Below are 25,678 nucleotides of genomic sequence, written 5' to 3'. Positions count from 1 at the left end.
AGGCAATCGTAAGACTAGCCGAGTCAAAAGCTCGACTAGCGGTGTCCAACGAAGCGTCAAAAAAGAAAGGTTAGTAGCTTAGGCTATTATCTTGGAAGCTCGATGCCTTTAGGCGCGAGTAGTTCACTAAACTAATTCCAACCTACTCGGGCTACAACAATCACAATCAGTTAAAGATTCAGAGTGTATATTGCATTGTATATGACAGGTTAACGTTAAAAGTTTTAGCAACAGCTGAAACACATAACGAGGCCAGTCAAATAGCAACTGAGATATTCAACAAAGACAAAGTATTCGCTGTTCCCGGTGAAATTAGGTTTTCAGATGAGAGTATTTCACATAGTAATATTCTTGGAATGAACCTTGTTAATTTTGAATTCTTTGTTGAAGCAAATATGAGTCATCCACTGATTAAATCAACTTTCACAGGCGAGCATTAGCTCCCTGTGAATTTCCTTACTGGTTATACCTATGCAGCTTGAAGCAGGATGCTTAGGTATAACCAATAAGGAGAAACCTATGTTTGAAGATTCCGCTTTTCATATTTTCGACAAATCAACATCAACACTTACATTGTTCACGGGTGAGATAAAACAGATTGATGTTAATCATTTAGACAAACCAGACTACCTATCAGCTGTAAAGCAAAAGGCCATTTCTAGTGGCTTAATTGGCGAAAGCGATTTTGTATGTGAATGGGATGTTTAACAGATAGTAGGGTAAACCTTACTCTCTGAATGGGCTTTATATATTAGAGTTTATTCAAAGGGTTACGGTGAATATTGCCGTTATTTTTGATTAAGTCGCGCGATATTTTCTTTATGTAATTATATCTACATCAGTTGTGATGATTTTATAACTTTATAGAAGGCTTATATATGCGTACTGCAAAAGATAATTCAGCAAGGCTTGGTGGTAGAGTCGCGAGTCTTGATATCAGAAATGGTCAAGATGGGTATTTTGGTACTGTGACAATTGCTTGTGATGACGGCTACTTTAAGAAGTCAAACGAACCTAACGGACAAAGTGAGTGGGTTGACAGAACTTACTTTTTTGATGTCAAAGTGGATAGTCGGTTTTTAAAGAATTTTAAACCAGCTATTGAAGTAGGGGACGAAGTAACTTTAAGAGGAAAACTTGTTCAAGAAAAGTGGACTGATAATGGTGGGCAAAACCGCTCTTCAACAAAGATTAAAGCTATCGAGCTAATTCAACATCTTAGAAAAGTTGAAGTGGAATGTTTAAAAGCCTCTGGCTTAATTGGCAATCAGAACCAACAAAATGGTCACCCACAACAAAATAGTTCTTCAAACTACCAAAGTGCGCCTCAGCATCATAGTCAACAGCAAAATAATGCACAAAACTATCAGCGCAGCCAGCAAGACCAGAGCGCACCAATACACTATCCGCAATCGCAGGGCGGTTTTGCTCCTAAACCTCAACCAGGAGGGTATGGCGGTAGTCAACAATAACAAGCTAGATAAGGTTTCCTAGCCTAGGAATTTGCATGACAAGGATGTTACTTTTGTTTTTTCTAATATTCATAATACCTTTTCGCTTCTCGCGAATAACTCTGCTATGGCAGTTAAAGTTGAATATTAGTTACGCACTCTCAACATCAAGTTGAAAAGCAAAAATCTATTTTGTGAGTGCACACCAAGCAACTTCGTTGCTTGTCTTAATCTCTGAGGGTTTAACCTTCACAGGTTAGTCCTTCAGCTTTTTAACTTGGAGGAGCTTATGAATAACAAGTCAATCGGCGCATATCTACGTCGTCGTGAGCGCAAATTAATTAAACGAGCAAAACGTAATAGATCTAACAAGTTAGCTATTCGCGCAAGCCGTTTATATCAAGAGTCAAACCGCGTTTTCCACGGTTAACTTCTAACTCAACCTATCTACCAACCTAGCAAGGGAATTTTCCCTTGCTGGGGATGTTCCCTTTAAAAATCTCTTTGGAGGAGAACATCATGGCTAGACCAAAAAAGGCCATAACCAAAGCTCAAATAAATGCAGAACTTGAAAGAAAGAAGCAGTTTAAACCGAAGCGAAAAACTGATCACTTTCTGTCAGTAAATGCAGAATATACGTGCCATTCGTTAGACGAAGATATCATAACAGCTCACCGAGTTGGTAAAGTTGCCCTTGGGCAGGATGTATTTTTTAGTTTAATGGATGATTGTTTGGATGCTGCAAGAGGTGAATATTACATTCATTGGTCAGACGAGAACATTAAGGCGTTATGGGAAAGTATTTTGTATCGTTCACTTGGTATGCTTCGATATGCTAAAGCGAATTCAGAGATACTAAACGACGAACTTGAATGGATTTGCTCTGCAAATTTTGATTATGTATGCCAGTCTCTAGATTTAGATGCTTGTTTAATTAGAATTGCAGTACCACAGATCTTACAACAGTATAATCAACTTAATGAAATACTTGTAACTAACAAATACGCTAAAGCTCTTTGTGAATACAAGCACTTCATCTTAAATGGTAGCAATTGCTCATCGTCTAACTCTCATCTTTATAGTGACTTAGAAGGGCCAGACATCCCTCCTTGGCATGATCTAAAGTTTTAGGAGTTGATAATGGAAATTTATCCTACTCATGAGTCTAATACTTGGATTCTACTTGATGATAATGTTACTGAGCGAAAACTGCTATTAGGTCAGAGTGATGAAGGCTATCACTTTGGTCATATTGATGGTTGGCCAGACTCAGTTGAAGTTTGGAATTCTACCAGTTATGCAACTGAGGAATTAGCAGCAGAGGCTCAAGTGAATTTTATGCTAGACCTTGCAGTTGAGGATGAAACAGAAGCAGCATTTGAATATTGTTCTGTTCTAGACTTACCAAACCTTCATCTTTATGAAAAAAGTTATATAGACTTTTTAGAAGTACCATTTTAAATATTAAGAAATCAAACCCATCAAGGGACACTACACCCTTGACGGGATAAGTGTCCCTCAAAAATCTATTTGGAGGAGACACAATATGAATACTCAAGCACAATCAAACGTATCTACAATTAAACCTGCAACTAAAATTGATTATAACGAAATGATAGAAGTTGATGCTCATGAGCGTTTTCCTGAAATCTTCGACCCTAATCAATACAAGATTAAAATTCGTAAACACCGCCACCCAAATTGTCAAAAAGCTGACATGCATTATACGCCTGATGAAGCAACTCTTCGTAAAGCGTTAGCATGGTGGCTTGCGCCCGCTCAACCGAAGCCTCTTGGCTTTGTGGGTGAAACAGGTACAGGTAAAACGGAGTTATTACTATTCATTGCAGATCGCTTTAATGAGCCTGTTTTTATTGAAAAAGTAACCGTAGGCATGAGTGGTGAGCGTTTAGAGGGTGGTTATGAATTAATTGTTGATGGAAAAGGTCATAATGTCACTCGCAAGCGATACAGCCAAGCTGCATGCGGATACAAATACGGTGGTTTAGTTATCTTAGATGAAGTGGATAAAGCTAATGAAGATTTATCAACATCGCTTCATTTGTTTGTTGAAGGCAAGCCTTGGACACTTAGTGTTTTCGGTGAAACCATAAACAAACATGCTAACTGTCGAATAGCTGCTACAGCAAATACTACCGGTGGTGGGGATAGTGATAGGTATATTACTTCACAGCGTTTAGACCAAGCATTACGTTCGCGTTTTGGTTGGTTAAAAACTAAATATCCAAGCAAAGCAGTTGAGTTGGAAATTTTGGAAAAGAATTTTCCGAAACTAACATTGCCGATTCGCAAGCTTATGGTACAAACAGCTGACTCTTTAAGAACAGCTGCATTAGGTAAAGATCACGATGGCAACATCGATAATGGATTAGGGTGTGTTTTTTCAACACGAACTTTAGTCCACTGGGGTTTTTACATGATGACATTTGGTGCCAATCGTTCTCCATATGAGTCATTTGAATTTTCGTTTTTAGGTTCCATTGATAATGATGAAATTGAAGAGGTTAATTCTGTTGTTCAACGAGTATGGGGTGATGATATTAAAAAACCACTTGGCGAGTTAATTCAAAAAAAGTAACCATCTCAAACACTAACACATCCTCTGACTCGGCTAACTTAAAAGTTGAGAGAGGGGACACAGTGTTTGAGTGCTTTGAAGTTGAAAATGGTCGTTTTATTGGTTTTAGCTACCAACCATCAAATGGTAAATACCTCCGCATTGAAGGGGGGAAAGGCCCACTTAAAATTGACAATGTAAGAGACATTAAAGCAATGAGTATGTCTGAGTTAATTCAGGCAACCGATAAGATTGATTACATTAGGAACGGCAATCCTTATTTTCTTATTCATTCGGATGAGAAAATGAAGAGCTGTGACTTTGTAAACTGTCGAGCTCAAGTTATGTTCAATGCTCAAGGTAACCTGAAATGCAATAACCCGTTTGATGTTTATCATCATGCCGGTGAAGGTAAATTTTGGGCTGTAACATCATTCCAAAATACGACATATGTGTTGTTCAAAAATGATAATACTGAATGGAAATGGGTTTTTATGTCTGTAAACGGTGAGAGAAATGCTCTTGCCAAAAATAAAGAACAAAGAGGTTATTCACTTATTGGAATAGGCCACTTTAATCAAAATACATGGGATATTGAAGTGATGTAACAAATCGCAGGTCCTATTAATCAACCAACCCTTTGGGGAGTACTTTCCCCAACAGGGAAGTCTCCCCTTTTTTTATCAAATTGGAGGAGACAACATGTCTTTATCAAACGAAGCAATCGCAAACGGCAAAGAGTTAGCAGAACAAAACACTTCACTTAAAAATGGAGCATGTTTGTTAGGCTGGCAATTAAGATCGCCATGTGGTGAATCAACTTTACCGAACGCAAAGATAGAACTAGATGGTCAGAAAGTATCATCTAATCAAATCAAGGGGAGTAAATTACAGTGGTTTCCTAGAAGCAAGCTGAAGCTTACAACGAAGTACAACAACCGGCTTACACGAACTTTTAATAGTTATGGTGTTAAGTATGGAGACTTTACGGTTGTCCCAACGACCAGGTTAGATGAGCTTAAGTCAGAGCTTGATGGAATAAAGCGTGATTGGCAAGATGAAGTATCAGTATTAATTGCTGAATATGATATTTCAGTTAATCAACATATGGCTGAAAATTCAGATATCGCTGCACTGATCTATAAATACGCTTTATCTCAGGTTGAGTTCCAATCAAAATTCAAACTGTCGTTTACAAAGCCTTTGGCTATGAAAGCGCTTTTTGATGATGATGAAGACGATATCAAAAACGATGTTGCAGAAACTCTTTGGCAAGAAATCGCTAAAGAAGCAGGCAGTGTATATAAAACAAACTGGTTTAAAGACAAAACGCCAGTTAATCGCGTAAGCCAAAAAGTACGTTCACCATTTAGAAGAATGATGAATAAACTTATTGATTTATCATTTGTAGATAATGGTATTGAAAACGTGGTTAGTACAATACAGGAGGTTTTAAATAACTTACCTTCTAGTGGCTACATTGAAGGTCATTCATTTTCAGAGTTAACCAACTGGTTACTCGTAATGAGTAATGAAGACACACTTCGCCTTCATGCTGAAGGAAAACCTCAATATAGTGCAACACCAGAGCCGGAAGTAATTACACATGAGGATACCGACGTAGCGAGCCTTTTCGTTTCAGGTAAATCTAGTGAAACTGCTTCTGAGAGTTCAATCATTTTAGAAACAGCTGATCAAGAAAATTCATTTGAATTTGACCTAGCGCCTAAAGAAGAAACCGTTTTTTTCGAGCCCGCTGAGCGTAACAACTCTTTAGGTGATTTTGGATTTAATTGGTAACAAATTAAGGAAGCAATCTAGCTTCCTTTAATTCTAAACCCACAGGGGATACTCACCCCTTGTGGGTGTATCCCCCTCTTAAACATTTCTGGAGGAGATGCAAATGAATAAATCAAAACTATTAAAACGATTTAGAATGCTTTCAAGAGTAATGAGTAACCGTGGTGACATTACGATTAACTTAACTGGTAACAGATGCTATACAGATTACAACAGCATTACTTTACCCGTAGGTGATCTTGAAAACCCCGATTATCTCGAACTTTTGGAAGGCGCTATTGATCATGAAGTAGGCCATCTACGATGGACCGATAGAACATGGACAGCTAAGTCGTATGAAAAAGGGGTATTTTTCAATGCTATTAGAAATGGCATTGAGGATATTCGTATGGAAAGAATGGTTTGTCTGGAGTGGCCGGGCGCCATCTTAAATTTATCTAAGATGGTTACTCAAGGTATTAAAAAGGGATGGTTCAGTAAACCAACTGATAGCTTCCCACCTTCATTACTGCTGCAAGCTGTAGTTGTATATTATGGTCGATATAAAATTAACAACCAAGTACAACTAAAGGAGTTCTGTGAAATTGCATTAGCTTTATTAACTGATTGTATTGGCCAAAAACCAGTACAAGATTTAATTTTGTTATTGGATACGATACCAACGCTTCAATCTAACCAACATAGTTATGAACTTACAGAACAGATCATTCAATTACTTAAAAAAATAGAGTTTGAACCGGGCGATAGCCAAGGTGATGACTCAGGCGATAGCCAAGGTCAAAACTCAAATGTTAGCCAGCAAGTTATTAATTTTGTAAATGAATGCCTAAATGCCGATGAAAGTCAGCTCATGGCAGATTTGCATGAACAAGTTAATAACGAGCTAGAGAAAATGGCCGATGAAGTAAGATCAAGTAATGATATGGAGCAACTAATTCAATTCAATGCTCCTTTAATATCAAAAAATGATCGTGGCACAGTTGGTACTGCAGCGCTAAACCAAGCTAAGAGACTTTCAACACCTATAAGTCGAGAACTCCATAAAATAATTTATGGGTTAGACCGAAAAAGTGTGAATTTTTCTAAGCAAGGTAGAACTGTTGAGGCAAATAGACTTGCTGGAGTAAAAGCTGGTAATTTTAATGTTTTTAAATCAGAAAGAATTACTAAAGCTCCAACAATGGCGATATCAGTTCTCGTAGACAGGTCTAGTTCAATGAGTGCTGATGATATGAATGGTGTTAATACTTCTGCGCTTGCAATTAACTTAGCAATAGATAAGTTGAAAGGCGTAAATAGTGAATGCATATATTTCAGTGCCGGTTACCTATATGAAGCAAAGTGTTTTAAATCAACAACTAAAGCCGTTAAAGATAACTTTAGAGTCAGTAGTAGAGGCGGAACACATACAGGGTTAAGTCTTTATTCTGTAATTCGTAGGCTGTCACTTCGTGTCGAGCAAAAGAAAGTTGTTTTTATCATTACTGATGGTCAAGCAAGCGATCTAAAGTATTTAGAAAAGTCGATTGAAATGTCGGAACTTCTAGGTATTCAAATTGTATGCATTGGTATAAATACAGGAATGCTTTATGGCTTTGAGAATCAGGAATTACTCAACATTCAAACCGTTGAAGAGTTACCCTCGATTCTAAAACAAGTAATTAAAAATAAATTAATTGCTTAACCAAGTAATGCGCCCTTTTGGACGCATTTTAAAGCAAACACAATGTTTTAAAATGCGGCTATAAGCTGAACAATCATTATGTGAATAATCATTATGTGAATAATCATTATGTGAATAATCATTATGTGAATAAGTCTTAACTTGATCTGCCAGATTTGATTTATAGAGTTGAATTAAAACTGACAGTGAATAGCCAATAAAGGCCTCTGGCAAACTCATTTTGACTGGCAACTAACAAAACTAAACGGACGCTGACAGCTACTTCTAAGTAGCTAGTATTCACCTTCAACTCTAATTTAAATAGCTAAGCTGATTCCAGTTCATAACACTGCTGTTTAAGCCAACGACCTAATTTCATAATATCAGGTTGCCTAGCTCGTGTTTCCTTATAGACAAAATAGAAGTTATCTCCGGTATTAAGCTCGTGCATAGGTATGCGCACAAGACTTTGCTGGCGATCCTGATCATCCATCATGTAATTATTAATGAGGGTAATTCCCAAATTATATCGAGCCGCTTCAGCGGCAAGTAAGACATGACTAAATTGATTAATTTTGACGTCTTTGGGTAATTCAAATTTACCACTCATACACCAACGTAACCAGTCGTCACCGAGACTTTCATTTGTATCTGAGTATTGTACTGATAATAACGGGTGTTGCCATAATGAATCAGGTAGAGGCTTATTTCTTAACTGCTGCCAAAGCTTTTTTCCACACACGGGATAAAGTTTTTCAGTAAACATGAATTGATTGACAAAGTTACGTTCCGGTGGATTCACTGAAATAAAACAATCCGCAAATTGGTCATTATAATCCGGTTGATCCCCGACCATATTTAAAGTTATTTCTATTTCTGGGTGCTGATTTCTAAAATCTTCTAACTTCGGTATCAACCAGTTCACCGCCACAGAGCTATATAAAGCCAAACGAAGATTGCCTGATTTCCCGTGACGTATCATTTGACTGGCATTTGATAGATTTCCTAATGAGTTAGTCACTTCTTCAAAGTAACGTTCCCCGACCTTAGTCAAGGAAAAAGAACGCCCCTGTCGGTTAAACAGAGTTCCACCCAAATAGTCTTCGAGTAATCGAACTTGGTGACTAACCGCACTTTGAGTCACATTGAGGTGCTCAGCAGCTTTGGAAAAGCTATTAAGTCGCGCAACAGCTTCAAAGCATTGCAGGGCACGTAAAGGAGGCAACTTCATTATAAATTTAGCTCATACTAAAAAAATTTTAAACATTATACATCATATAAGGTATGGAATACGCTAATCATATAACCGTTTTACAAACGTAACTCTATTAATTCAGTTCCATTGACATTTTCTAGAATGTAGCAGGAGTAATGAAATGCCCAAAATAACTGTCGGACTCGCGATGACATTACTTATCATCGGAAATATAATTGGTGTTTTTTCTGACGCTTTGATAAAAACTCTGCCAGCAGATACTGCCATATACCAATTTGTATTATTTCGTCAATTGACCGCAGTGCTGATTCTACTTCCATTTTGTCTACTCAGTAATAAACAAAGCCTCTTCGCTGGCCTCAAATGGCACTTTATACGTGGCCACATTTGGTTATTAGGGACAATATTTATGGTATTCGCTCTGGGCGCTCTGCCGTTAGCTACCGTAAATGCTATTTTCTATACAGCGCCTTTGCTTATGCTGCCGTTAGCCATGATATTGTTTCAGGAAAAGCTGACTAGCCACTCAATTGCTGCTGCTGTTTTGGGCTTTATCGGCGTACTTATCGTGGTCAAACCAACACAAATTAATTGGGCAGCGATTGCCGCTCTTGTCGTCGCATTGACTATGGCTGTAAATAATTTATTGGTTCGTAAATTACCTCAGCATCATAATGTGTTCCAAACTTTAATGCTCACCAACCTAGTAGGTATCCCAGCCGCACTTGGGTTGGCGTTATGGGAAGGCAAACCTTGGGACTGGACTCCAATGTTAACGGCAACAGGCTCCAACACTTTTATCCTAATTTATGCTGGTATATGTGTATTGGTATATAGAGCAATCGAAGCCAGTAAAATTTCCAGTGCCGAATACACTGGTTTATTAGGTGCTGTAGTTGTAGGGGTGCTGTGGTTCGATGAAATACCGGACCTGAGCTTGGCTATAGGATCTTCTTTAATTATTATTCCGCTGATTTGGTTAGCCAAGATAGAAGCAAAGATAAAGCAAACAAGTAAAATAATATAAATGGTAAAGTTAATCTAACTTTCCAACGTGACCGCGTTTGGGAACGAGCGTTTAACTGCACTCCCATGTGGGATAAATAATAACTAGTTAATTTTTGGAATATTATGACTGAAAATAATTTGATATTTTGTGACTATAGTAACTCTTATTTAGAAGACTGTCTTTGGGCTGGATATCGATCCTAAAATAAACCGTGCTCATATCACTTAGATTGTGACTTCTCCACGGGTGCAGGCTAATGGCATCGGAACGGCAATGATGTCTTACGCTAAGAAAATGGCAAAGGACAGTGACATGAAAGTTATAGATATCGCCGCCAGTCATCTTTCAGCTCCTTTCTTCGAAAAATTTGGGGCAAAGACAATTATAGAAATCTGTGTGATTCATAGAGATCGTTTCAATTTTGCGATCTCTAAATCCCTTCTGTAATTGGATAATTGAACACGTTCATTATGCGCTTGATAAAACCCCTCAATTTCATCTGAAAATGGCGTTTGTTCACTAACTTCAAAATACCTTTCTATCGGCGTTTTTCCATTGTGAGCACTATGTGGTCTCTCCCAATTGTAATAGTGCTGCCACTCAGAAAGTTGCTCGTGAATATCTTCAGATTCCAAATCAACAGTTGCATAAAACTCAGCTTTATCTGTTTTTTGAGAGCGTTCAACTTTGCCATTAAGGTGCGGTGAAGCTGGCTTATTTGGTCGGAATTTTATCTTGTATCTCATTAATAACTTTTGCACTTTTTCAGCAAAAAATTCTGTACCTCGGTCTGTCTGAAATCGCTGTATAGGGAATAGCATTTCTTCAATTACAGACTCTACAAAGTCAATGGTATTAGTGGCACTACGTCGCTTATAAAGCCTTAACACTCGATAGCGTGTACAGTCATCAATAGCTGTGTACTGGTATAAATTAGGGGCTATTTTACAGGTGTCCATTTGAACTCTTTCGACAGGAATAGGCTTAGAGTATCTTTTGAAGTCAGGCTTTCTACGATAAATAACTATAGGGTCAACTTGGTGCTTTTTAAGCACTTTATGAATAGTAGCTAGCCCTAACTTAATTTGCTCATTTCTAAGCAACTCACTTTGGATTCTTCGAGCGCCTAAGTTTCTAGATTTTCTTAAGACTAAAATCTTAGCTTCCAATTCTGGAGACATTTTTTGATTTGGTGAACTGTGGGGTCTTTTACTCAAACTTTTAAGGCCATCAAGACCTTGCTCTTGATACCTAGACCACCACTTTCGTAATGTTGGCCTAGATATTCCACAACGCAGACAAACTAAACCTGCGTTGTTTGTTTCTTGATAAAGCTTTATCCACTTAAGTCTTTGTTGAATTTCATCGTTCATAACATCCAAGTATAGAAAGGATGTCTATGAATCACACACACTACTACATATAAGCCAAATTGATTTTTTTGCATTTATCATTAATTTAATGATGGCACCTTGCTATCAAATTTACCGTAAGGTAATTAATTTTGATAAAGCATAAAAGCTACTCAGATCCTTGTATTTGTGTAGAACAAGTACCGACGTCTCGTTGTTACTTTGGGTTTAACCCTAGATTTAGCATAAGCGAGTTCAGCTTGCTTGTGTTCAACAAACTTAAATCAACCCATAGGGGATTATTATCCTCTGGGTAATTGTCTCCGCTTAATGTTTCTTTGGAGGAGACAATGACTATTTCTAACTTAAAACTAAATGAAGAAACTGGTAAATATATAATCACGTCAGAGCTTAGCTCTGATGAAATTATTGAAACAGCCAAGAAGCTTCTAAACAATAGGCTGAGACGAGGTGCTATTTTTAAGAGCCCTACCCAAGTCACAGATTATCTAGAGGTCCATTTAAAGGGATTGGAGCATGAGGTCTTTTACATGCTTTATCTTGATAACCAAAATAGACTTATAGACAAAGAAATACTGTTTACCGGAACGATAAATGCTGCAAGTGTTTATCCTCGGGAGATTGTAAAAAGTGTACTAAAAAAGAATGCATCTTCTGTCATTTTAGCGCACAACCACCCATCAGGTATTGCCGAACCATCGCAAGCAGACAAGCTAATAACCACTAAGATCCAACATGCACTCAATCATATTGATGTACAAGTGTTAGATCACATCATTATTGGCGAAAATATTGTCTCTTTTGCTGAGCGCGGTCTTATCTAACTCAAATTAAAACCATTCCTTGTGGGGATACTTCCCATAAGGGGCGTATCCCCTTTTTTGTACTCTTTGGAGGAGATACGTATGAATAATTCAATTAAAAAGGCAATTATGCCAATCCCATCGTCAATACCTAACACTGAAGTGAGAGAGGTACATATTGGCGGTAAAACGATTCTTTCATTACGTGCTAAGTGGGGACCTTTATTTGAAGGTCAACAACGAGCTCAAGCTCAAGGCTAAACGTATGAGTTAGCCTTAGGGCTAACTCTTCTTTTTATTCGAGGCGACCACCTAAAGCGCCTTGTATTCAGGACGCTTTAGGGTCGTCTTGAGGAATAGGAGAGTTGTAATGATTGAATCAAAAATAGATAAAGTACTTGCTTTAGTTAAGTCAAATGGCGGGTGGTCTTCTGTCTACTCAGCCTACCCAGGACTTAATGAAGCAGTTTCAAAATCAAATAACCACGGTGGTTCACCACAAGTACCATGCCCAAAAACTGGAAACGGAAGAACTAAGTTTCGCCTTTTCCGAGATTGGGTTGATACCGGTGGTGCATACCATAACGATGTAGGTGCTTTACCCGGTGGAATAGATGTAATTGCGTTTATGGAGAGTTGCTCAAAAAGCCACGCTTTAAACAAAATAATCGATATCTGTGGTGGTGACTTATCAAGCATCTCGCGCGAATACGTTAAAAATGTGAAAGCTTCACAGCCAAAAGGTATTAACGATGATGAAAAAGCAAAACGAGTTGCAAAACTTGAGAAGCTATTTCAACACGCTATTCCTGCAGCTCATGATCAATCTGGTCGGATACAAGCTTACTTGAACAGCCGTGGACTTAAAACTGATGCGAAAACTTTACCGTATACACTTGGGTATGCTGATGAGCTTTGGTGGGGAGATGGTCAGTCTAAACCTAAGAAACTTCATGGTTTACTAGGTTCAATGACTGATCCAGATGGTAATCGGATCACGATTCATCGAATTTTCCTTAACAAGCAAGGCTTAAAAGCAGATGTACCTAATGCGAAGATGTTAATGCCTCCGCCCAGCTATATTGGTGGATGTTCAATTAAAATTGACTCACCAGTAACTGAAGGTGATAACACCTTTATTGGCGTATGTGAGGGAATTGAAACTGCATTAGCTGTTCGTGAGGCTACAGGTTGTCCTATGTGGTCATGCTATTCGGACACATTACTAAAAATGGTAAAAATTCCAGATAGTGTGACTTCAGTATTAATTTTTGCTGATAAGGATGCATCTGGAGCAGGTCAAGAAAAAGCAGAAGCATTAGCTGCGAGGCTACGTAGAGAAGGAAAGTTTGTTGATATTTATATGCCACCTTTAGATATACCTAATGGCAGCAAAAGTATGGACTGGCTGGACACCTACAACTTAGCAGGCCCTAGTGCTTTTTCATTTCGCTTACCTGTTGACATCTCTGTTAATACTGGAGGTGTCAAATGATTAGCGTTTCTGGTCAAGTTTACAATGACACAAATGGAACACTATTACAGACTTTAGAGCTGAATAGTGTTGCCCCTACATCTAACTGTAAATCAGGTTTTTGTGGGGCGTGTCGCATCAAATTACTAAAGGGCAATGTCGAATATATCGATGAACCAATTGGCTTTACAAATGAAGGTGAGATATTACCTTGCGTTTGTAAGCCAAAAGGTGACATTGAGGTTGAAGTAACCTTTTAGATTTTTACAACCAACCCATGCGGGGAGCCCCCCGCTTGGGAAGCTCCCCCTTTCTTTGGAGGAGCAATGAGTAAACATCATATTGAAATGGCAAAAGCTGGTGGTTCTCAGCTACGTCATTTCGCAGCATACCGTAATGGATACTATCCAGATATGGTTATCAGACACTTCATAGCAAAAACTACTCACTTTTTATTAATTGAAAAATATAGAAAGACTGTAGATTTGCTTGTGATACACAATGTGACAATCGCAAATGCCTGTGAAACGGCAGAATTGCTATTTGAAGCATAAACAACCCTTGGGGGATTACTCCCTCAAGGGTGTGAACCCTCAAATTTACTTTGAGGAGATTCAAATGAATTGCTTATGAAAAACAAAATGCTAAATAAGATCATGGTTGAACTAATCTTATTAGCAACAATTGTTGGCTATATTCCAGAGCTCTCTGTTAGTGGTTTTGCGGATATGTTTGGCCGTGTGGTTTCGACAACAAAACATGCTACGAAATTCAAATTCAAGGACTTATAAAGCTAGTCATTGCTTTTGTTTGTATGTTGGCATCTGTTGTGATAGGTTTCTATATAACTTTCCTAAATGGTTCCGAGGAGGACGATCAAGATGAATGAAATCCAAGCTATTGGTTTGACCTTTTTCATTTTTGGTAATGTAGTTTTTTTCGGTAGTTATTTATGGATGCACCACCGAATAAGCAAAAAATAAAATAAGAAAAGACCGTTAATCGGTCTTTTTTTTGTCAAAATTTGAAGAGAGGAGCTACTGCGCCTAGAACAATAACCAGTAAGGGGTAGACGCGAAGCTCTTCTATATTGCTGAAAATAGAAAAATTTCAATCAATTCCAAGTGTGTGAGTAGAATAAAGATTCATACCAAGTATTAAACTATCATCCTAAAATGGCAGCGATTGCATCGGTACGCTGCCATTTCTAAAACGTTTTTGCCCCATTGTGTGCTAGTACACTTTTTCTTTGCACTTTACGAATGCTTTTTCTAATCGTTGTGGTGTCTTGTAATGTGAGAGTTTACAAGAATATCGACGTGAGCTTAGCCCTCAGTCCTCCATGAATTGTTAGATAGTGTTTCTAGTCACCATTCACTAACCTATTGACTAATATCGACTAAAATATGAGTTGTTGTTACACTGGAATAAACTTAGATAGCTCACTGGAGAACACATGAAAGATTATATGAATCAACTCGATCAAGAGACTAGGAAAGTAGATTTTGATTCATTTGATATATCTGTTAAAGAGTTGATTTCTATGGCGAATGAATCAATTATCAACATTGCTCCTGAGTACCAAAGGCAATTTCGTTGGCCCGAAGATAACCAGTCTAAACTTGTAGAATCTGTTTTATTGGGAATACCTATTCCTAACTTGTTCATGGCTGCAAATAGAGATGGATCTTGGGAGTTAATAGATGGCGTACAAAGGCTTAACTCATTGATTCATTTTTGTGGGACCCCAGAGCAAATAGAAAGTTTTGGGCTGGATAAGCCTCTTAAACTTAAGGGGCTAGATATCCTGTCTAAGTTCAATGGAGCAACGTTTAATGATCTGCCTCATTCACTTCGTTTGAAGTTCAGTTTACGTCCGCTTAAGGTAACAACACTAAGCGATAAAAGTGATCTAAAAGTACGATTCGACCTCTTTGAGAGATTGAATACTGGTGGAATCAAATTAACTCCTCAAGAAATTCGAGCTTGTGTATTTAGAGGGCAATTTAATGATTTTATCATTGAACTTGCAAAAAATGATGACTTCAACAAAGTTGTTAATGTGTCATCAACTAAAGCGAAAGACGGTACCAGAGAAGAGCTTGTTTTGAAGTTTTTGGCTTACAAAACAAAACGTGATGATTTTAAACACAGTGTAGAGATATTTCTAAATGACTTTATGGCCGATGCATCGGTACATTTTAACTATAAGAAGTATAGAGAGCTGTTTGAAAAAACATTTGAATCACTAAGAGCTGTCTTACCTAATGGAATTAAACGCGGCAATAAAGGAAGTACACCACAAGTGCTTTTTGAAGCCATTGCTATTGGAGCTGCCGATGCTATTGAAGAAGGAGTTGATATTAGCGGATCAAATGTAGCCAACTGGATTGATGATGAAGAGTTACGCCGCTTGACAACTGGAGCCACAAATTCAGGGCCTCGCTTACGCGAAAGAGTCGAGTATTGTCGAGTTAGGTTTGTAGATAATGTTTAATGATATTGATGCTGGTGTTATGAATCGCTTGAGGCAACTAGATTCAATACTAGAGTATTTGTCAGATGAGGCACTGACTGAAGAAACTAAAAATTCAGACTTCTATCGTGCTCAGAAAGGCTTGGTGTTTGTTGCAATGTATGCAGCACTTGAGTTCGCAATTACACAATCAGTCACACGAGCATTAGAAGTTATTGGGCAAGAAGAAGCTCCTGCCAATCATTTTAAAAGTGCGGTATTGTGCTCGCTGTTTGATTCTCATTTTAAAGCTCTTCGAGAGTGCGGAGCCTCCAAAGTGTGGGAAAATCGTCATAAACTTGTTCTCGCAGTAACAAGTGATACTGAAGTGACTAATGTTGACAGTTCTGTTTTTCCATCAGGTGGCTCAATGAATATTTCTATTAAACAGCTAGAGAACGTGTGGAATTTTTTTGATTTAGAACGCTCACCACTGCCAGAAGGTGTGCAGCACTTTGTCTTAACCGAAGTCAAGGATCACCGTAACGCGATAGCTCATGGTAGAGAGACCGCAATTACTATAGGGCGAAGGTTTAACGTTACGCAGTTAGATAATAGAGCACGCAGTATAAAGCTTTTATGTCTTCACATTACTTCTTCGTTTGCCTCTTATTGTGCTGAAAAACGATATTTTGTTGCGGATACTGTGGCATAAAAAGCAACTGCTTTGCCATACCAGTAGTTATTCATGGATTGCTAATGCTCGATTTTTCGAAATTCATTTCTTTCCAAATCCTAATCAGTAATACATCCACTATCCTCATAGTGACTTTTAAATAGGAGGTCACTATGAAACCAGAACTAAACCACAATGCTACTGGTGTGAAACGTCCTTTCAAGCTTGAAGAGATTTGGCGTATTCGCACTCGAATTGAAATTCAAAACAACTTGATGCAATTAGCTTTACTGAATTTGGCTATAGATAGCAAGCTAAGATCATGTGACTTACTCTCTTTAAAAGTTCGAGACGTCGCTACTCTCGATCAAGTATTTGAAAGGGTTCAATTAACGCAGAAGAAAACAGGGATCGAAGTTCAATTTGAGATAACTCCGAGAACACAACAAAGTATTATCCATTGGGTTCAAGAAGTTAAATTGCAACCCAGTGATTATTTGTTTCGGAGTATACGTCGCTCTAATCAACCAATAAGCTATTCATATTACAGGTCTATCATCAGGAGCTGGGCTGAGCAATTAGGACTTGATTGCGACTTGGGGACAAGAAAACCTTCGATGATAAAAACGCCATATCGATTGCACAACCTCTCTGCGAAGCAATAATGTCGATGACCGCTCGTACCCGTTTATCCTCAGGGCGCGATGAAAGCGCAGGACTATAGACTAGCCCTACCGCTTTATTTACTGTTTTCCACACTTTGTCGATATCGACGTCAGTAAATAGATGCTGAGAAATGGATCCCAATTCTTTGCTAGTAAGCGGCAGAGTATTAATTCCATCACTCCTGGCTTGACGTAAGGCTTTGAGAAATTGTTGGTTTTGCCTATCTTCAGGCTCTAAATAGATGACTACAATCTGATTGTCCTGTGCCAAAACCTTGTGAGGGACATCTTCGAAAATCACAATACATTGTCCGGTGTGAATACTTTGTGCCTTGTAATCTTGAACCGAGATGTCTTTGTCTAAACCAATGCAAATTTGGACAGCATGATGTGCATGAACATCATTATCAGGACTGATTCCGATGTAAATCGCTTTGTAGGGCCACAAATGAATATGCATGGCTGACTCAGTATCAAAAGTTCAGGCTATTGATTTTTGCCTTATAAATCTACACAAATGACGAATGTTAGCCGATAGATACACGTTGAGGCGAGTGCGCACAGTGAAACTGTGTGCTTCTTACACTTTTAAGTGTGTAAATAATTTAAAATGCCACAGTCCCTAATGGTTTTGTTTTGATCACACTTTGACGCCATATTTTCGAGTGATGACTTTAATGCGTTTAGCTCTTCAATGCGAATAATGACGTCTGATAAATGCTTAGCTATTAACGTATTGATATTTGAACAGCTCTGATCTGGCTTCGAACGACTGTCCATGAGCGTTTTTACTTCCATGATAGACATATCCAATGAACGACACTGTTTAATAAATAGGAGTTGTTCAATAGTCCCCTTGTCGTAGACACGATAATTTCCACTTGAGCGCTTGAGCTCAGGCAATAGCCCTTTCTTTTCATAAAAACGAATGGTCTGAATACTACAACCTGTCGTCTTTGCGACATCACCAATTTTCATTTTTTTCTCCTAACCGTTGACTCTATACCAAGTATAGACTTTATACTCATACTATTCATCAGTAAAGAGTGTGTTTCTAATGAGCGGATGTGGGTGCGAAGTTGAAATAAAAGACCAGTCTCAACGACAGGTTTTGTATTGGCTTTTGGGAATAAACGCGACAATGTTTGTTATAGAAATGGGGATCGGGTTGCTTGCTCATTCAACCGCATTAATAGCCGATTCACTTGATATGCTCGCCGACGCAGTTGTCTATGGTGTTGCCCTTTATGCTATTGGTAAATCGCTATTGCACAAAGCCAATGCGGCTAGAATTAGCGGCTTTTTTCAGATGGCACTGGGTGTGTTGATTATCATTGATATTGTAAGACGGTCAATTTACGGTAGCGAACCTGTATCGGGACTAATGATGGCTATGGGGGCAGTTGCACTGGTTGCTAATGTCATTTGTCTTGTGATCATACGCAAACAAAGAAATGAAGAAGTGCATATGCGGGCAAGCTGGATATTTTCAGCCAACGATGTGATTGCCAACTTAGGTGTTATCTTTGCTGGCGTTTTGGTGTTTTGGCTCGATTCTCGATGGCCTGATCTGGTTATCGGTGTGATAGTTTCGTGCGTTGTGTTGCGCGGGGCAAAAATGATCCTCGAAGATGCTGGAAATGAAAGACAGCGAGCGCTTAATGCGCAAAGTTGATAAGAAAATGCCAATTTTTAATTGCACATCAAAACTGCGTAGGTTGGCATGGCTACTTATTACTTTGCTCATGTGTCAATCGGGCTTTTCGTTCGCCGCTCAATGCGATGACTACCCTGCGGAGGTATCGTCAGTCCCTGAACAATCAAAGTCGATAGGCACTTATGATGTTCCCGAAAAAAATGTAAATGCTGGTGATAATACGTCGAGTGAAGAGTCTAAGTGTTTCCATTGTGTGCTGTGTCAATGTGGACAGATTAAGTTTCTGGCACAGCACCCAATAAATGACGTATCTAAACCGTTATATACCAATCAATACAGTTATTCCCGCAACGTCACTGACGGCCTAGTCGAAGGCCTTTTGCGCCCACCTCAACATTAATCCATTCCCTCCTATATGTTTGCATGGGTGCTTTCCATGTATGTCGTTATCTTATGAACAAAAGGTTCTTTTATGAGTTCTTCACGCCCACTGGGCATAAAAAAAGCTAGCTCAGCGTATCTGAAATTGATATCTGCTGCACTGGTAACCATGAGCATATCTGTTCAATCTGCCAATGCGCAAAAGTCTTCAATCACGCTTGAAAATGCGCTCAAACGCACATTATCAAACAACCCAGATTTAGTTGTGTTCGAATTTAAATCTTCGGCTTTGGATGGTGAATCAAAAATGGCCAGCTTACGACCTGAAATGTCTGTTGGGGTTGAAGTTGAAAATGTGTTGGGAACAGGCGAAGTGTCTGGTATCAAAGATGCCGAATTGACACTGACCTTATCGTCGGTCATCGAGCTTGGAGATAAAGTCAGCGGCCGAATGAATGTGGTGAGTTCAAAAAAAGCACAACTGCTTACACAGCGGCGCATTCGCACGCTGGACATCTTGGGTGAAACAACTCGACGATATATCAATGTCATTGTCCAACAAGCGTTGCACAAGACTGAGCAACGAGCTGAAATGCTGGCTCGCACAATGCTTCAGACAGTCTCTACACGGGTTGAAGCGGGGGCTTCTTCACCACTTGAGAAAAAACGTGCAGAGTCAGCGTTGTCGCAGGCGCGTTTGTCGTTATTGATAAGTGAACAAAAACTCAATGAGTATAAACGCGACCTGGCCATCATGTGGGGTGACACTAACGCTGCGTTTGCGGAAGTTGAAGGGACACTGTTATCGTTTCCAAATTCACTATCACTTGAACATATGCTTTCACAGCTTCAAAGCAATCCACACGTTCTGCTTTATGCTGATAACTATCGGGTACAAGAGGCCAGGTTGAGAGTGGTTCAGGCCAGTCAGCAGTTCGACATTGCGTGGGAAGCCGGTATCCGAAGAATGCAGGGAATTGATGACACAGCGTTAGTCGCCAGTATTTCGGTGCCGTTAAATACCAAGCAGCGGAATCTAGGTGAATACGAACAACAGCGCGCATTGCTTGACAGTATAGACTATCAAAAACAAGCGAAAATTCGTGAACTCACTCGCCAATTAAATCAAGTCATTAGCGCAAAAGACCAAGCCTTGCTCACTGTTACGACCCTTCAAGACAATGTCGTCCCAACATTGGAATCTGCATTGAAATTGGCGCGGGATGGCTATGAAAGTGGTCGCTACAACTACATAGAGTGGGTGACAACGCAACAGCAACTCATAGATATGCAACGAACTATGATAAAAGCCGCAGGCTTAGTTCACCTTCGAAGCGCAGATCTAGAGGCACTTACGGGAATTCCCGTGTTTTCTGACTCTCCCTCGACGTCTGCTCAATCATCACAATGAATAGAGAAAAAATAATGAATAAATCACATTTTACATTAGTTACTAGCGCACGTGACTTGCTTGGCATGTTAGTCATGCTAGTTACTTTACTGTTTGCTTCTGTCGCCCTGGCTGATGATGACGATGAGGAAGCCGAAGAAAGACCCGAGTACGTAGTGTTATCTCAAGAACGGATGCTTGAACACGATATCGTGACTGCATCGGCCGCATCAGGAACATTATCGCTCACAACCAGAACCTTTGGGCGGATAGTTCATGATCCTGCGTCACTGAGTCATATTCGTGCCCGCTTCGACGGTGTTGTAAAACGTATCATGGTGAATATTGGAGATAAAGTAGAAAAAGGTGACACACTGGCAATCATTGAGTCAAACGAGAGTTTAAATCAATACTCAATCACCTCACCGATGTCTGGAAAAATCATAGCTAGACACGCCAATGATGGTGAGCTCACCAACGGTCAAGTACTGCTTTCTGTTGCTAATTACTCTCGCGCAATTGCTCAATTGGCTATTTTCCCCAAACAACGTACTCGTATTGCCGTTGATATGGAAGTCACTTTAAGGCTTGAGGAATTGCAGCAACAATCAAGTATAAGCCACATTACGTCCTCACCTGATGACAAACCTTATTCTATCGCGTTTGTGAACGTTGATAATGGCAGTGGTTATTGGCCTTTAGGCGCTATGGTAGAGGGTTATATTCAGATTGGGTTCCAAGAAGTCAATCTGGCTCTCCCCAAAAGTTCAATACAAGAGTTAGATGGGCAAACCATTGTTTTTGTCAAAGAAGGGGAGCGATTTTACCCCCGCCAAGTAAAGCTTGGGAACACGGACAACCGTTTAGTAGAGATTGTGAAGGGCGTTCAAATAGGCCAGCAAGTCGTTGTAGAAAATAGCTATCTACTAAAAGCTGATTTATTAAAAATGGAGGCGGGCGATGATGACTAATTACCTGCGCATTTATTGTCAAAAGCAAAGCCAAGTCCATAAAAACGGTGAGGTGAGAACATGATAGCACCAATACTCCGTCTATCCATTGAGCGACGTGGTGTCATGATGTTGTTCGCCTTGTTTGTCGCCTTTTTTGGTATGTACAGTTACAAACAATTGCCGATTGATGCTGTGCCTGATATCACCAACGTGCAAGTGCAGATAAATACCGCAACCCCAGGTTACTCGCCTTTGGAGACTGAACAACGCATAACGTTTATAGTTGAAACCTCGCTGGCCGGTTTGCCTAATTTATCGTATACCCGCTCGATATCACGCTATGGTTTGTCGCAAGTCACAGTCGTGTTTAAAGAGGGCACTGATTTATATTTCGCACGAAATCTCGTCAACGAGCGTCTCACCGCCATCGCGGCGCAATTGCCAACAGGGTTAACCCCTGAAATAGGCCCTATCTCCACAGGCTTGGGTGAAATTTACATGTACTCGTTAAGTGCTGAGCCTCAGGCGCGACAGGACAACGGTCAACCCTATGATGCTATGGCATTAAGGGAGATCCATGATTGGGTAATTAAGCCCCAATTGTCGCTTGTTGAGGGGGTGACCGAGGTTTATGCGATAGGCGGATTTGAAAAGCAATATCATGTGAATCCTAATCCAGTCGCAATGATAAACTTTGGGATAAGTACAGGTGACCTTCTCAGTGCGCTAGAACGCAACAATGCGAATCAAGGCGCTGGTTTTGTAGAACAAAATGGGCAACAAGTACTGATCAGATCGGAAGCCCAACTTAAGGGCATCGACGATATCGGCCAAGTGGTTGTTAAGATCATTGATGGCGTACCGGTAAAAATTCAAGACATCGCCCAAATCAACCTCGGTAAAGAGCTGCGCTCTGGAGCCGGCACGTTAAATGGCCAAGAAACAGTGATTGGCACGACAATGATGTTAGTGGGAGAAAACTCTCGTACGGTCGCCAAAGCTGTGGACAGTAAGCTCGAAACCATTAAAACAAGCTTACCCGAGGGCGTAATCCTTGAAGCGGTTTACGATAGGACAAGCCTCGTTGACAAAACCATCGACACAGTGCAGAAAAACCTCGTCGAGGGCGCTTTACTTGTCATCGTTGTGCTATTCGTTTTGCTTGGGAATGTGCGAGCTGCACTTATTACCGCCGCTGTAATACCCTTGGCAATGCTTGCCACGATATCGAGCATGGTCAAAACAGATGTGTCTGCTAACTTGATGAGTTTAGGCGCACTGGATTTTGGCTTGATTGTCGATGGCGCAGTTATCATTGTTGAAAACTGTATCAGACGATTATCCGAATCCCAGAAACAAAACGGCGCTACTCTACCGCTCAAAGAAAGGCTGAATGTTGTATATGAAGCCACTAATGAAGTCATACGCCCCAGTTTGTTTGGTGTATTGATCATTACCATTGTTTATATCCCCTTGTTCACGCTCACTGGCGTCGAAGGTAAAATGTTCCACCCCATGGCAGCGACCGTGATAATGGCTTTGCTTGCCGCAATGGTATTTTGTTTTACCGTAGTGCCTGCGGCGATAGCAATTTTCATGAGAGGTAAAATTAGCGAAAAAGAAAGCCCAATTATTAAAGGTGCAAAGGCAGTCTATCGTCCTGTTTTAACCGGAGCGCTGCGTTTTAGATGGCTAGTGGTAGTAGCAGCGAGTGCTTTGGTTGTCGGCAGTTTATGGATGGGCAGTAAATTAGGCTCCGAGTTTATTCCCCAGCTCAATGAAGGTGATATCTTAGTACAAGCGATACGCATCCCTGGGACTGGGGTAGAACAAGCAGTTGAAATGCAAAAAACTCTTGAAGCGAAACTTATGCAGTATGAGCAAGTTCAGACGGTATTCGGTCGCACGGGTACGGGTGAGGTCGCTACCGATCCTATGCCGCCCAACATTACTGATACGTTTGTTATTTTGAAGCCTAGGGAACAATGGCCCGATCCATCAATGACTAAAGCCGAGCTAGTCGAAACGTTTGAAGAGGACTTGTTTACCTTGCCCGGCAATAATTATGAATTTACCCAACCTATTCAAATGCGGTTTAATGAATTGATCAGTGGGGTAAGGGCAGATTTGGGCATAAAACTATTTGGGGATGACTTAGATACCCTCTTTGCATCTGCTTCTGACATTTTGTCCGTTATTTCAACGATTGAAGGGGCTGATGACGCGAGGCTTGAGCAGGTAGAAGGCATTCCAATCTTCACCGTCACACCAAAGCCTGATCAATTGGCACGCTTTGGTTTGGATATAGCCGACTTGCAGTTATGGCTCAATGCTGCGACAGGTGGAGAAACCGCTGGAATGATTTTTGAGGGCGACAGACGCTTTGAAATTGTCGTGCGATATGCCGACGACATTCGAAATGAACTCACTCAGCTTGAGAGCGTTCCCATAGTCACGCCCTCTGGTGAGCATGTACCAATAAGCGAATTAGCCACACTTGCATTTAAAGAAGTACCTAGCCAAATAAGCCGGGAGAATGGCAAACGTAGTATTGTTGTCACAGCAAATGTGCGTGACAGAGATATTGGCACTTTTGTTGAAGAAGCTCAGGCGAGAATTAATGATGAAGTAGATTTACCTGCTGGTTATTGGCTCGACTATGGTGGAACCTTTGAGCAGCTCGAAAGTGCGAGTCAACGATTGACGATTGTGGTACCGGTTACGTTGTTTGTGATTTTGACAATGCTGGTAATTGCGTTTGGTTCTATACGCGATGCGTTGATTATCTTCACAGGTATCCCTTTGGCATTAACAGGCGGTGTAATGTCCCTTTGGTTAAGGGATATGCCTTTATCCATATCCGCGTCGGTAGGATTTATCGCGTTGTCTGGGATTGCCGTATTAAACGGATTGGTAATGCTGTCCTTCATCAAGCAACGTTTGCTAGAAACCGGAGAATTAGTGAATAGCATTGTTGAAGGGGCACTTATTCGCTTGCGTCCGGTATTAATGACAGCACTAGTGGCAAGCCTTGGATTTGTGCCCATGGCGCTCAATACGGGCATAGGTGCAGAGGTGCAACGGCCTTTGGCCACGGTGGTCATCGGCGGGATAATATCGTCAACCTTGCTAACACTGGTAGTGCTGCCTGTACTCTATCGACTCGTGCATAGTAAAGGGGATCAGTAGTGTTCTTGGGCATTTATTCGTAAATGCCCAAGTTTTACCTGAACGATTTTTAGGTACCTATTGACTCTTTATTAAGTATAGACTTTACAATCATATTCTTAACGTCATGTACGATAAGGATAGATATGGTTTCGCTTATTTTAATTAGTAGTTTTTTGGCGCTAGCCGTCCTCGGTAGAAGCTTTGTTCAATATAAGAGAAATGGTGATTTTGGTATAAGAGCAGCATCTATAAACGCACCATTAATAGAAATTGTACCAGGGGCTATATTCGTGGTTACGTTTTGCTTTGCATTTGGTCTAGTTCTTTTTGGTTACTTAGGACGTGCGCCCCTACTATTTGTTCCTTCAATTCCATTTCAGCTTCTCGGCTCCTTGATTGGCGCCTGCGGAATTGCTGTAACTTTGTTGTCTCAAATTCAAATGGGAGATTCATGGCGTATTGGCGTTGACCAGCAAGAAACGACTGCACTTATTACCCACGGGATTTACGCAAAGTCTCGCAACCCCATTTACTTTGGTATTTTTCTATTTTGGGCAGGGGTGTGTATAACGTTCCCACATTTGCTGCTTTGGGCATGTGCTTTTGTATGTTGGATTTGCATTGAAGTGATTGTTCGACAAATTGAAGAGCCTTATTTGAAGAAAGTGCATGGCGATGATTTTCTAAAATATAAGTCTGACACTAACCGATACATACCTAAGCTTTCACGCTTTAAGTTTTGACGCTTAAATAAGTAATGGCGCAGGCTGCTTTATATGCATAAACTAACGAACGGTATCTTTTAACGTCCATTTTTATGAACTGTCGTTATTCTTAAGTGAACTACCCAGCGACATCGCTTCGCTCTGATCACTGGGCTTCTACAGTCTAGCTTAACGGCTAGGCTGCTTCTTTTTTCTCAGATCCAAAATCCAACTTCGATAATTCGAAGACTTTCGTTTT

General features: G+C 40.1%; 29 protein-coding genes and 1 pseudogene. 26 read left to right on the top strand and 4 right to left on the bottom strand.

Features of this window, described 5'->3' with window-relative positions; translation table 11 throughout:
• The first annotated feature begins 519 nt into the window (after positions 1 to 519).
• The 9 genes from L1266_RS20015 to L1266_RS19975 all read left to right on the top strand — a co-directional run bounded on the left by L1266_RS20015 (position 520) and on the right by L1266_RS19975 (position 7,513).
• Positions 520 to 708: a hypothetical protein gene (locus L1266_RS20015; protein WP_199528639.1), complete on the top strand. Its 189-nt coding sequence runs from the start codon at positions 520 to 522 to the stop codon at positions 706 to 708.
• 170 nt (positions 709 to 878) lie between these two features.
• Positions 879 to 1,472: a single-stranded DNA-binding protein gene (locus L1266_RS20010; RefSeq protein ID WP_036973818.1), complete on the top strand. Its 594-nt coding sequence runs from the start codon at positions 879 to 881 to the stop codon at positions 1,470 to 1,472.
• A gap of 268 nt (positions 1,473 to 1,740) precedes the next feature.
• Positions 1,741 to 1,881: a hypothetical protein gene (locus tag L1266_RS20005; RefSeq protein WP_155950871.1), complete on the top strand. Its 141-nt coding sequence runs from the start codon at positions 1,741 to 1,743 to the stop codon at positions 1,879 to 1,881.
• Positions 1,882 to 1,970: 89 nt separating this feature from the next.
• Positions 1,971 to 2,582, top strand: a complete 612-nt coding sequence (locus L1266_RS20000) for a hypothetical protein (protein ID WP_036973819.1) — start codon at positions 1,971 to 1,973, stop codon at positions 2,580 to 2,582.
• A 9-nt stretch (positions 2,583 to 2,591) separates the two neighbouring features.
• Positions 2,592 to 2,912, top strand: a complete 321-nt coding sequence (locus L1266_RS19995; protein ID WP_036973820.1) for a hypothetical protein — start codon at positions 2,592 to 2,594, stop codon at positions 2,910 to 2,912.
• Between the two features lie 85 nt (positions 2,913 to 2,997).
• A complete protein-coding gene (locus L1266_RS19990; RefSeq protein WP_138558669.1) occupies positions 2,998 to 4,050 on the top strand; it encodes an AAA family ATPase in 1,053 nt (350 codons plus the stop codon).
• Between the two features lie 62 nt (positions 4,051 to 4,112).
• On the top strand, positions 4,113 to 4,637 hold the full coding sequence (locus L1266_RS19985; protein WP_063529544.1) for a hypothetical protein: 525 nt from the start codon (positions 4,113 to 4,115) through the stop codon (positions 4,635 to 4,637).
• Between the two features lie 94 nt (positions 4,638 to 4,731).
• On the top strand, positions 4,732 to 5,829 hold the full coding sequence (locus tag L1266_RS19980; protein WP_036973823.1) for a DUF3150 domain-containing protein: 1,098 nt from the start codon (positions 4,732 to 4,734) through the stop codon (positions 5,827 to 5,829).
• Between the two features lie 103 nt (positions 5,830 to 5,932).
• The gene (locus tag L1266_RS19975) at positions 5,933 to 7,513 is read left to right on the top strand and encodes a VWA domain-containing protein (protein WP_171040465.1); all 1,581 of its coding nucleotides are present in this window, start codon (positions 5,933 to 5,935) and stop codon (positions 7,511 to 7,513) included.
• 304 nt (positions 7,514 to 7,817) lie between these two features.
• On the opposite strand, the gene L1266_RS19970 is transcribed toward L1266_RS19975, so the two are convergent.
• Positions 7,818 to 8,723, bottom strand: coding sequence for a LysR substrate-binding domain-containing protein (locus L1266_RS19970; protein ID WP_055022412.1), 906 nt, complete (start codon positions 8,721 to 8,723; stop codon positions 7,818 to 7,820).
• Between the two features lie 145 nt (positions 8,724 to 8,868).
• Here L1266_RS19970 and L1266_RS19965 point away from each other — a divergent pair, with 145 nt between their 5' ends.
• Both L1266_RS19965 and L1266_RS22535 read left to right on the top strand, forming a co-directional pair.
• Positions 8,869 to 9,735, top strand: a complete 867-nt coding sequence (locus L1266_RS19965; protein WP_055022413.1) for a DMT family transporter — start codon at positions 8,869 to 8,871, stop codon at positions 9,733 to 9,735.
• 213 nt (positions 9,736 to 9,948) lie between these two features.
• Entirely contained in the window at positions 9,949 to 10,164 is a 216-nt protein-coding gene (locus L1266_RS22535) for a GNAT family N-acetyltransferase (protein ID WP_171040401.1), read from the top strand.
• Here the strand turns inward: L1266_RS22535 and L1266_RS19960 are convergent.
• Positions 10,119 to 11,090, bottom strand: a complete 972-nt coding sequence (locus tag L1266_RS19960) for an IS481 family transposase (protein WP_063529430.1) — start codon at positions 11,088 to 11,090, stop codon at positions 10,119 to 10,121. The two genes, L1266_RS22535 and L1266_RS19960, sit on opposite strands and share 46 nt — an antisense overlap.
• Before the next feature lie 329 nt (positions 11,091 to 11,419).
• Between L1266_RS19960 and radC the strand changes: the two genes are divergently transcribed.
• The 9 genes and pseudogenes from radC to L1266_RS19915 all read left to right on the top strand — a co-directional run.
• Positions 11,420 to 11,914: a RadC family protein gene (gene radC, locus L1266_RS19955; RefSeq protein ID WP_138557223.1), complete on the top strand. Its 495-nt coding sequence runs from the start codon at positions 11,420 to 11,422 to the stop codon at positions 11,912 to 11,914.
• An 81-nt stretch (positions 11,915 to 11,995) separates the two neighbouring features.
• The gene (locus L1266_RS19950; protein WP_162898094.1) at positions 11,996 to 12,154 is read left to right on the top strand and encodes a hypothetical protein; all 159 of its coding nucleotides are present in this window, start codon (positions 11,996 to 11,998) and stop codon (positions 12,152 to 12,154) included.
• Positions 12,155 to 12,263: 109 nt separating this feature from the next.
• Positions 12,264 to 13,388: a toprim domain-containing protein gene (locus L1266_RS19945; RefSeq protein ID WP_138600911.1), complete on the top strand. Its 1,125-nt coding sequence runs from the start codon at positions 12,264 to 12,266 to the stop codon at positions 13,386 to 13,388.
• Positions 13,385 to 13,627: a class I ribonucleotide reductase maintenance protein YfaE gene (gene yfaE, locus L1266_RS19940; protein WP_036973826.1), complete on the top strand. Its 243-nt coding sequence runs from the start codon at positions 13,385 to 13,387 to the stop codon at positions 13,625 to 13,627. Before L1266_RS19945 ends, yfaE begins: the two co-directional genes overlap by 4 nt.
• Before the next feature lie 66 nt (positions 13,628 to 13,693).
• Positions 13,694 to 13,921 carry a hypothetical protein gene (locus tag L1266_RS19935; RefSeq protein WP_036973827.1) on the top strand — a complete coding sequence of 76 codons (228 nt, stop codon included), beginning with the start codon at positions 13,694 to 13,696 and terminating at the stop codon, positions 13,919 to 13,921.
• Positions 13,922 to 14,008: 87 nt separating this feature from the next.
• A complete protein-coding gene (locus tag L1266_RS19930; protein WP_161805764.1) occupies positions 14,009 to 14,158 on the top strand; it encodes a hypothetical protein in 150 nt (49 codons plus the stop codon).
• Positions 14,159 to 14,823: 665 nt separating this feature from the next.
• A complete protein-coding gene (locus L1266_RS19925; protein ID WP_055022416.1) occupies positions 14,824 to 15,864 on the top strand; it encodes a GmrSD restriction endonuclease domain-containing protein in 1,041 nt (346 codons plus the stop codon).
• Positions 15,857 to 16,537, top strand: coding sequence for a hypothetical protein (locus L1266_RS19920; protein WP_055022417.1), 681 nt, complete (start codon positions 15,857 to 15,859; stop codon positions 16,535 to 16,537). The genes L1266_RS19925 and L1266_RS19920 overlap by 8 nt, the downstream gene beginning before the upstream one ends.
• Positions 16,538 to 16,671: 134 nt before the next feature.
• Positions 16,672 to 17,097 (top strand): annotated as a pseudogene (locus L1266_RS19915) (tyrosine-type recombinase/integrase); the annotation flags it as partial.
• On the opposite strand, the gene L1266_RS19910 reads toward L1266_RS19915, so the two are convergent.
• Together L1266_RS19910 and cadR are read right to left on the bottom strand one after the other, a co-directional pair.
• Positions 17,057 to 17,623: a hypothetical protein gene (locus L1266_RS19910; RefSeq protein ID WP_063530300.1), complete on the bottom strand. Its 567-nt coding sequence runs from the start codon at positions 17,621 to 17,623 to the stop codon at positions 17,057 to 17,059. The pseudogene L1266_RS19915 and the gene L1266_RS19910 overlap by 41 nt on opposite strands.
• A 128-nt stretch (positions 17,624 to 17,751) precedes the next feature.
• On the bottom strand, positions 17,752 to 18,141 hold the full coding sequence (cadR, locus tag L1266_RS19905; protein WP_004588587.1) for a Cd(II)/Pb(II)-responsive transcriptional regulator: 390 nt from the start codon (positions 18,139 to 18,141) through the stop codon (positions 17,752 to 17,754).
• 79 nt (positions 18,142 to 18,220) lie between these two features.
• On the opposite strand from cadR, the gene L1266_RS19900 reads away from it, so the two are divergent.
• From L1266_RS19900 to L1266_RS19875, 6 genes are all read left to right on the top strand, one after another.
• Positions 18,221 to 18,838, top strand: a complete 618-nt coding sequence (locus tag L1266_RS19900; RefSeq protein WP_036973831.1) for a cation transporter — start codon at positions 18,221 to 18,223, stop codon at positions 18,836 to 18,838.
• Entirely contained in the window at positions 18,804 to 19,220 is a 417-nt protein-coding gene (locus L1266_RS19895; protein ID WP_015065927.1) for a hypothetical protein, read from the top strand. Before L1266_RS19900 ends, L1266_RS19895 begins: the two co-directional genes overlap by 35 nt.
• Positions 19,221 to 19,292: 72 nt before the next feature.
• Positions 19,293 to 20,612, top strand: coding sequence for a TolC family protein (locus L1266_RS19890; RefSeq protein WP_051501955.1), 1,320 nt, complete (start codon positions 19,293 to 19,295; stop codon positions 20,610 to 20,612).
• 14 nt (positions 20,613 to 20,626) lie between these two features.
• The gene (locus L1266_RS19885; protein WP_235378213.1) at positions 20,627 to 21,562 is read left to right on the top strand and encodes an efflux RND transporter periplasmic adaptor subunit; all 936 of its coding nucleotides are present in this window, start codon (positions 20,627 to 20,629) and stop codon (positions 21,560 to 21,562) included.
• 60 nt (positions 21,563 to 21,622) lie between these two features.
• Positions 21,623 to 24,733 (top strand): efflux RND transporter permease subunit, encoded by a 3,111-nt coding sequence (locus tag L1266_RS19880; RefSeq protein WP_235378212.1) that lies wholly within the window; start codon positions 21,623 to 21,625, stop codon positions 24,731 to 24,733.
• 125 nt (positions 24,734 to 24,858) lie between these two features.
• Entirely contained in the window at positions 24,859 to 25,458 is a 600-nt protein-coding gene (locus tag L1266_RS19875) for a methyltransferase family protein (protein WP_004588581.1), read from the top strand.
• Positions 25,459 to 25,678: the final 220 nt, after the last annotated feature.

Origin of the sequence: Pseudoalteromonas sp. Cn5-37 (assembly GCF_021532495.1) — a bacterium.
In the GTDB taxonomy this organism is placed as follows: Bacteria; Pseudomonadota; Gammaproteobacteria; order Enterobacterales; family Alteromonadaceae; genus Pseudoalteromonas; species Pseudoalteromonas simplex.
Note: the sequence above shows the minus strand (reverse complement) of the source record. Positions and strands in the feature narration are given on the sequence as shown.

Excerpts from the sequence above, each read along its gene's own strand:
- L1266_RS20015 (WP_199528639.1), top strand. The coding sequence starts at position 520 with ATGTTTGAAGATTCCGCTTTTCATATTTTCGACAAATCAACATCAACA.
- L1266_RS20010 (WP_036973818.1), top strand. The coding sequence starts at position 879 with ATGCGTACTGCAAAAGATAATTCAGCAAGGCTTGGTGGTAGAGTCGCG.
- L1266_RS20005 (WP_155950871.1), top strand. The coding sequence starts at position 1,741 with ATGAATAACAAGTCAATCGGCGCATATCTACGTCGTCGTGAGCGCAAA.
- L1266_RS20000 (WP_036973819.1), top strand. The coding sequence starts at position 1,971 with ATGGCTAGACCAAAAAAGGCCATAACCAAAGCTCAAATAAATGCAGAA.
- L1266_RS19995 (WP_036973820.1), top strand. The coding sequence starts at position 2,592 with ATGGAAATTTATCCTACTCATGAGTCTAATACTTGGATTCTACTTGAT.
- L1266_RS19990 (WP_138558669.1), top strand. The coding sequence starts at position 2,998 with ATGAATACTCAAGCACAATCAAACGTATCTACAATTAAACCTGCAACT.
- L1266_RS19980 (WP_036973823.1), top strand. The coding sequence starts at position 4,732 with ATGTCTTTATCAAACGAAGCAATCGCAAACGGCAAAGAGTTAGCAGAA.
- L1266_RS19975 (WP_171040465.1), top strand. The coding sequence starts at position 5,933 with ATGAATAAATCAAAACTATTAAAACGATTTAGAATGCTTTCAAGAGTA.
- L1266_RS19970 (WP_055022412.1), bottom strand. The coding sequence starts at position 8,723 with ATGAAGTTGCCTCCTTTACGTGCCCTGCAATGCTTTGAAGCTGTTGCG.
- L1266_RS19965 (WP_055022413.1), top strand. The coding sequence starts at position 8,869 with ATGCCCAAAATAACTGTCGGACTCGCGATGACATTACTTATCATCGGA.
- L1266_RS19960 (WP_063529430.1), bottom strand. The coding sequence starts at position 11,090 with ATGAACGATGAAATTCAACAAAGACTTAAGTGGATAAAGCTTTATCAA.
- radC (WP_138557223.1), top strand. The coding sequence starts at position 11,420 with ATGACTATTTCTAACTTAAAACTAAATGAAGAAACTGGTAAATATATA.
- L1266_RS19950 (WP_162898094.1), top strand. The coding sequence starts at position 11,996 with ATGAATAATTCAATTAAAAAGGCAATTATGCCAATCCCATCGTCAATA.
- L1266_RS19945 (WP_138600911.1), top strand. The coding sequence starts at position 12,264 with ATGATTGAATCAAAAATAGATAAAGTACTTGCTTTAGTTAAGTCAAAT.
- yfaE (WP_036973826.1), top strand. The coding sequence starts at position 13,385 with ATGATTAGCGTTTCTGGTCAAGTTTACAATGACACAAATGGAACACTA.
- L1266_RS19935 (WP_036973827.1), top strand. The coding sequence starts at position 13,694 with ATGAGTAAACATCATATTGAAATGGCAAAAGCTGGTGGTTCTCAGCTA.
- L1266_RS19930 (WP_161805764.1), top strand. The coding sequence starts at position 14,009 with ATGCTAAATAAGATCATGGTTGAACTAATCTTATTAGCAACAATTGTT.
- L1266_RS19925 (WP_055022416.1), top strand. The coding sequence starts at position 14,824 with ATGAAAGATTATATGAATCAACTCGATCAAGAGACTAGGAAAGTAGAT.
- L1266_RS19920 (WP_055022417.1), top strand. The coding sequence starts at position 15,857 with ATGTTTAATGATATTGATGCTGGTGTTATGAATCGCTTGAGGCAACTA.
- L1266_RS19910 (WP_063530300.1), bottom strand. The coding sequence starts at position 17,623 with ATGCATATTCATTTGTGGCCCTACAAAGCGATTTACATCGGAATCAGT.
- cadR (WP_004588587.1), bottom strand. The coding sequence starts at position 18,141 with ATGAAAATTGGTGATGTCGCAAAGACGACAGGTTGTAGTATTCAGACC.
- L1266_RS19900 (WP_036973831.1), top strand. The coding sequence starts at position 18,221 with ATGAGCGGATGTGGGTGCGAAGTTGAAATAAAAGACCAGTCTCAACGA.
- L1266_RS19895 (WP_015065927.1), top strand. The coding sequence starts at position 18,804 with ATGAAAGACAGCGAGCGCTTAATGCGCAAAGTTGATAAGAAAATGCCA.
- L1266_RS19890 (WP_051501955.1), top strand. The coding sequence starts at position 19,293 with ATGAGTTCTTCACGCCCACTGGGCATAAAAAAAGCTAGCTCAGCGTAT.
- L1266_RS19885 (WP_235378213.1), top strand. The coding sequence starts at position 20,627 with ATGAATAAATCACATTTTACATTAGTTACTAGCGCACGTGACTTGCTT.
- L1266_RS19880 (WP_235378212.1), top strand. The coding sequence starts at position 21,623 with ATGATAGCACCAATACTCCGTCTATCCATTGAGCGACGTGGTGTCATG.
- L1266_RS19875 (WP_004588581.1), top strand. The coding sequence starts at position 24,859 with ATGGTTTCGCTTATTTTAATTAGTAGTTTTTTGGCGCTAGCCGTCCTC.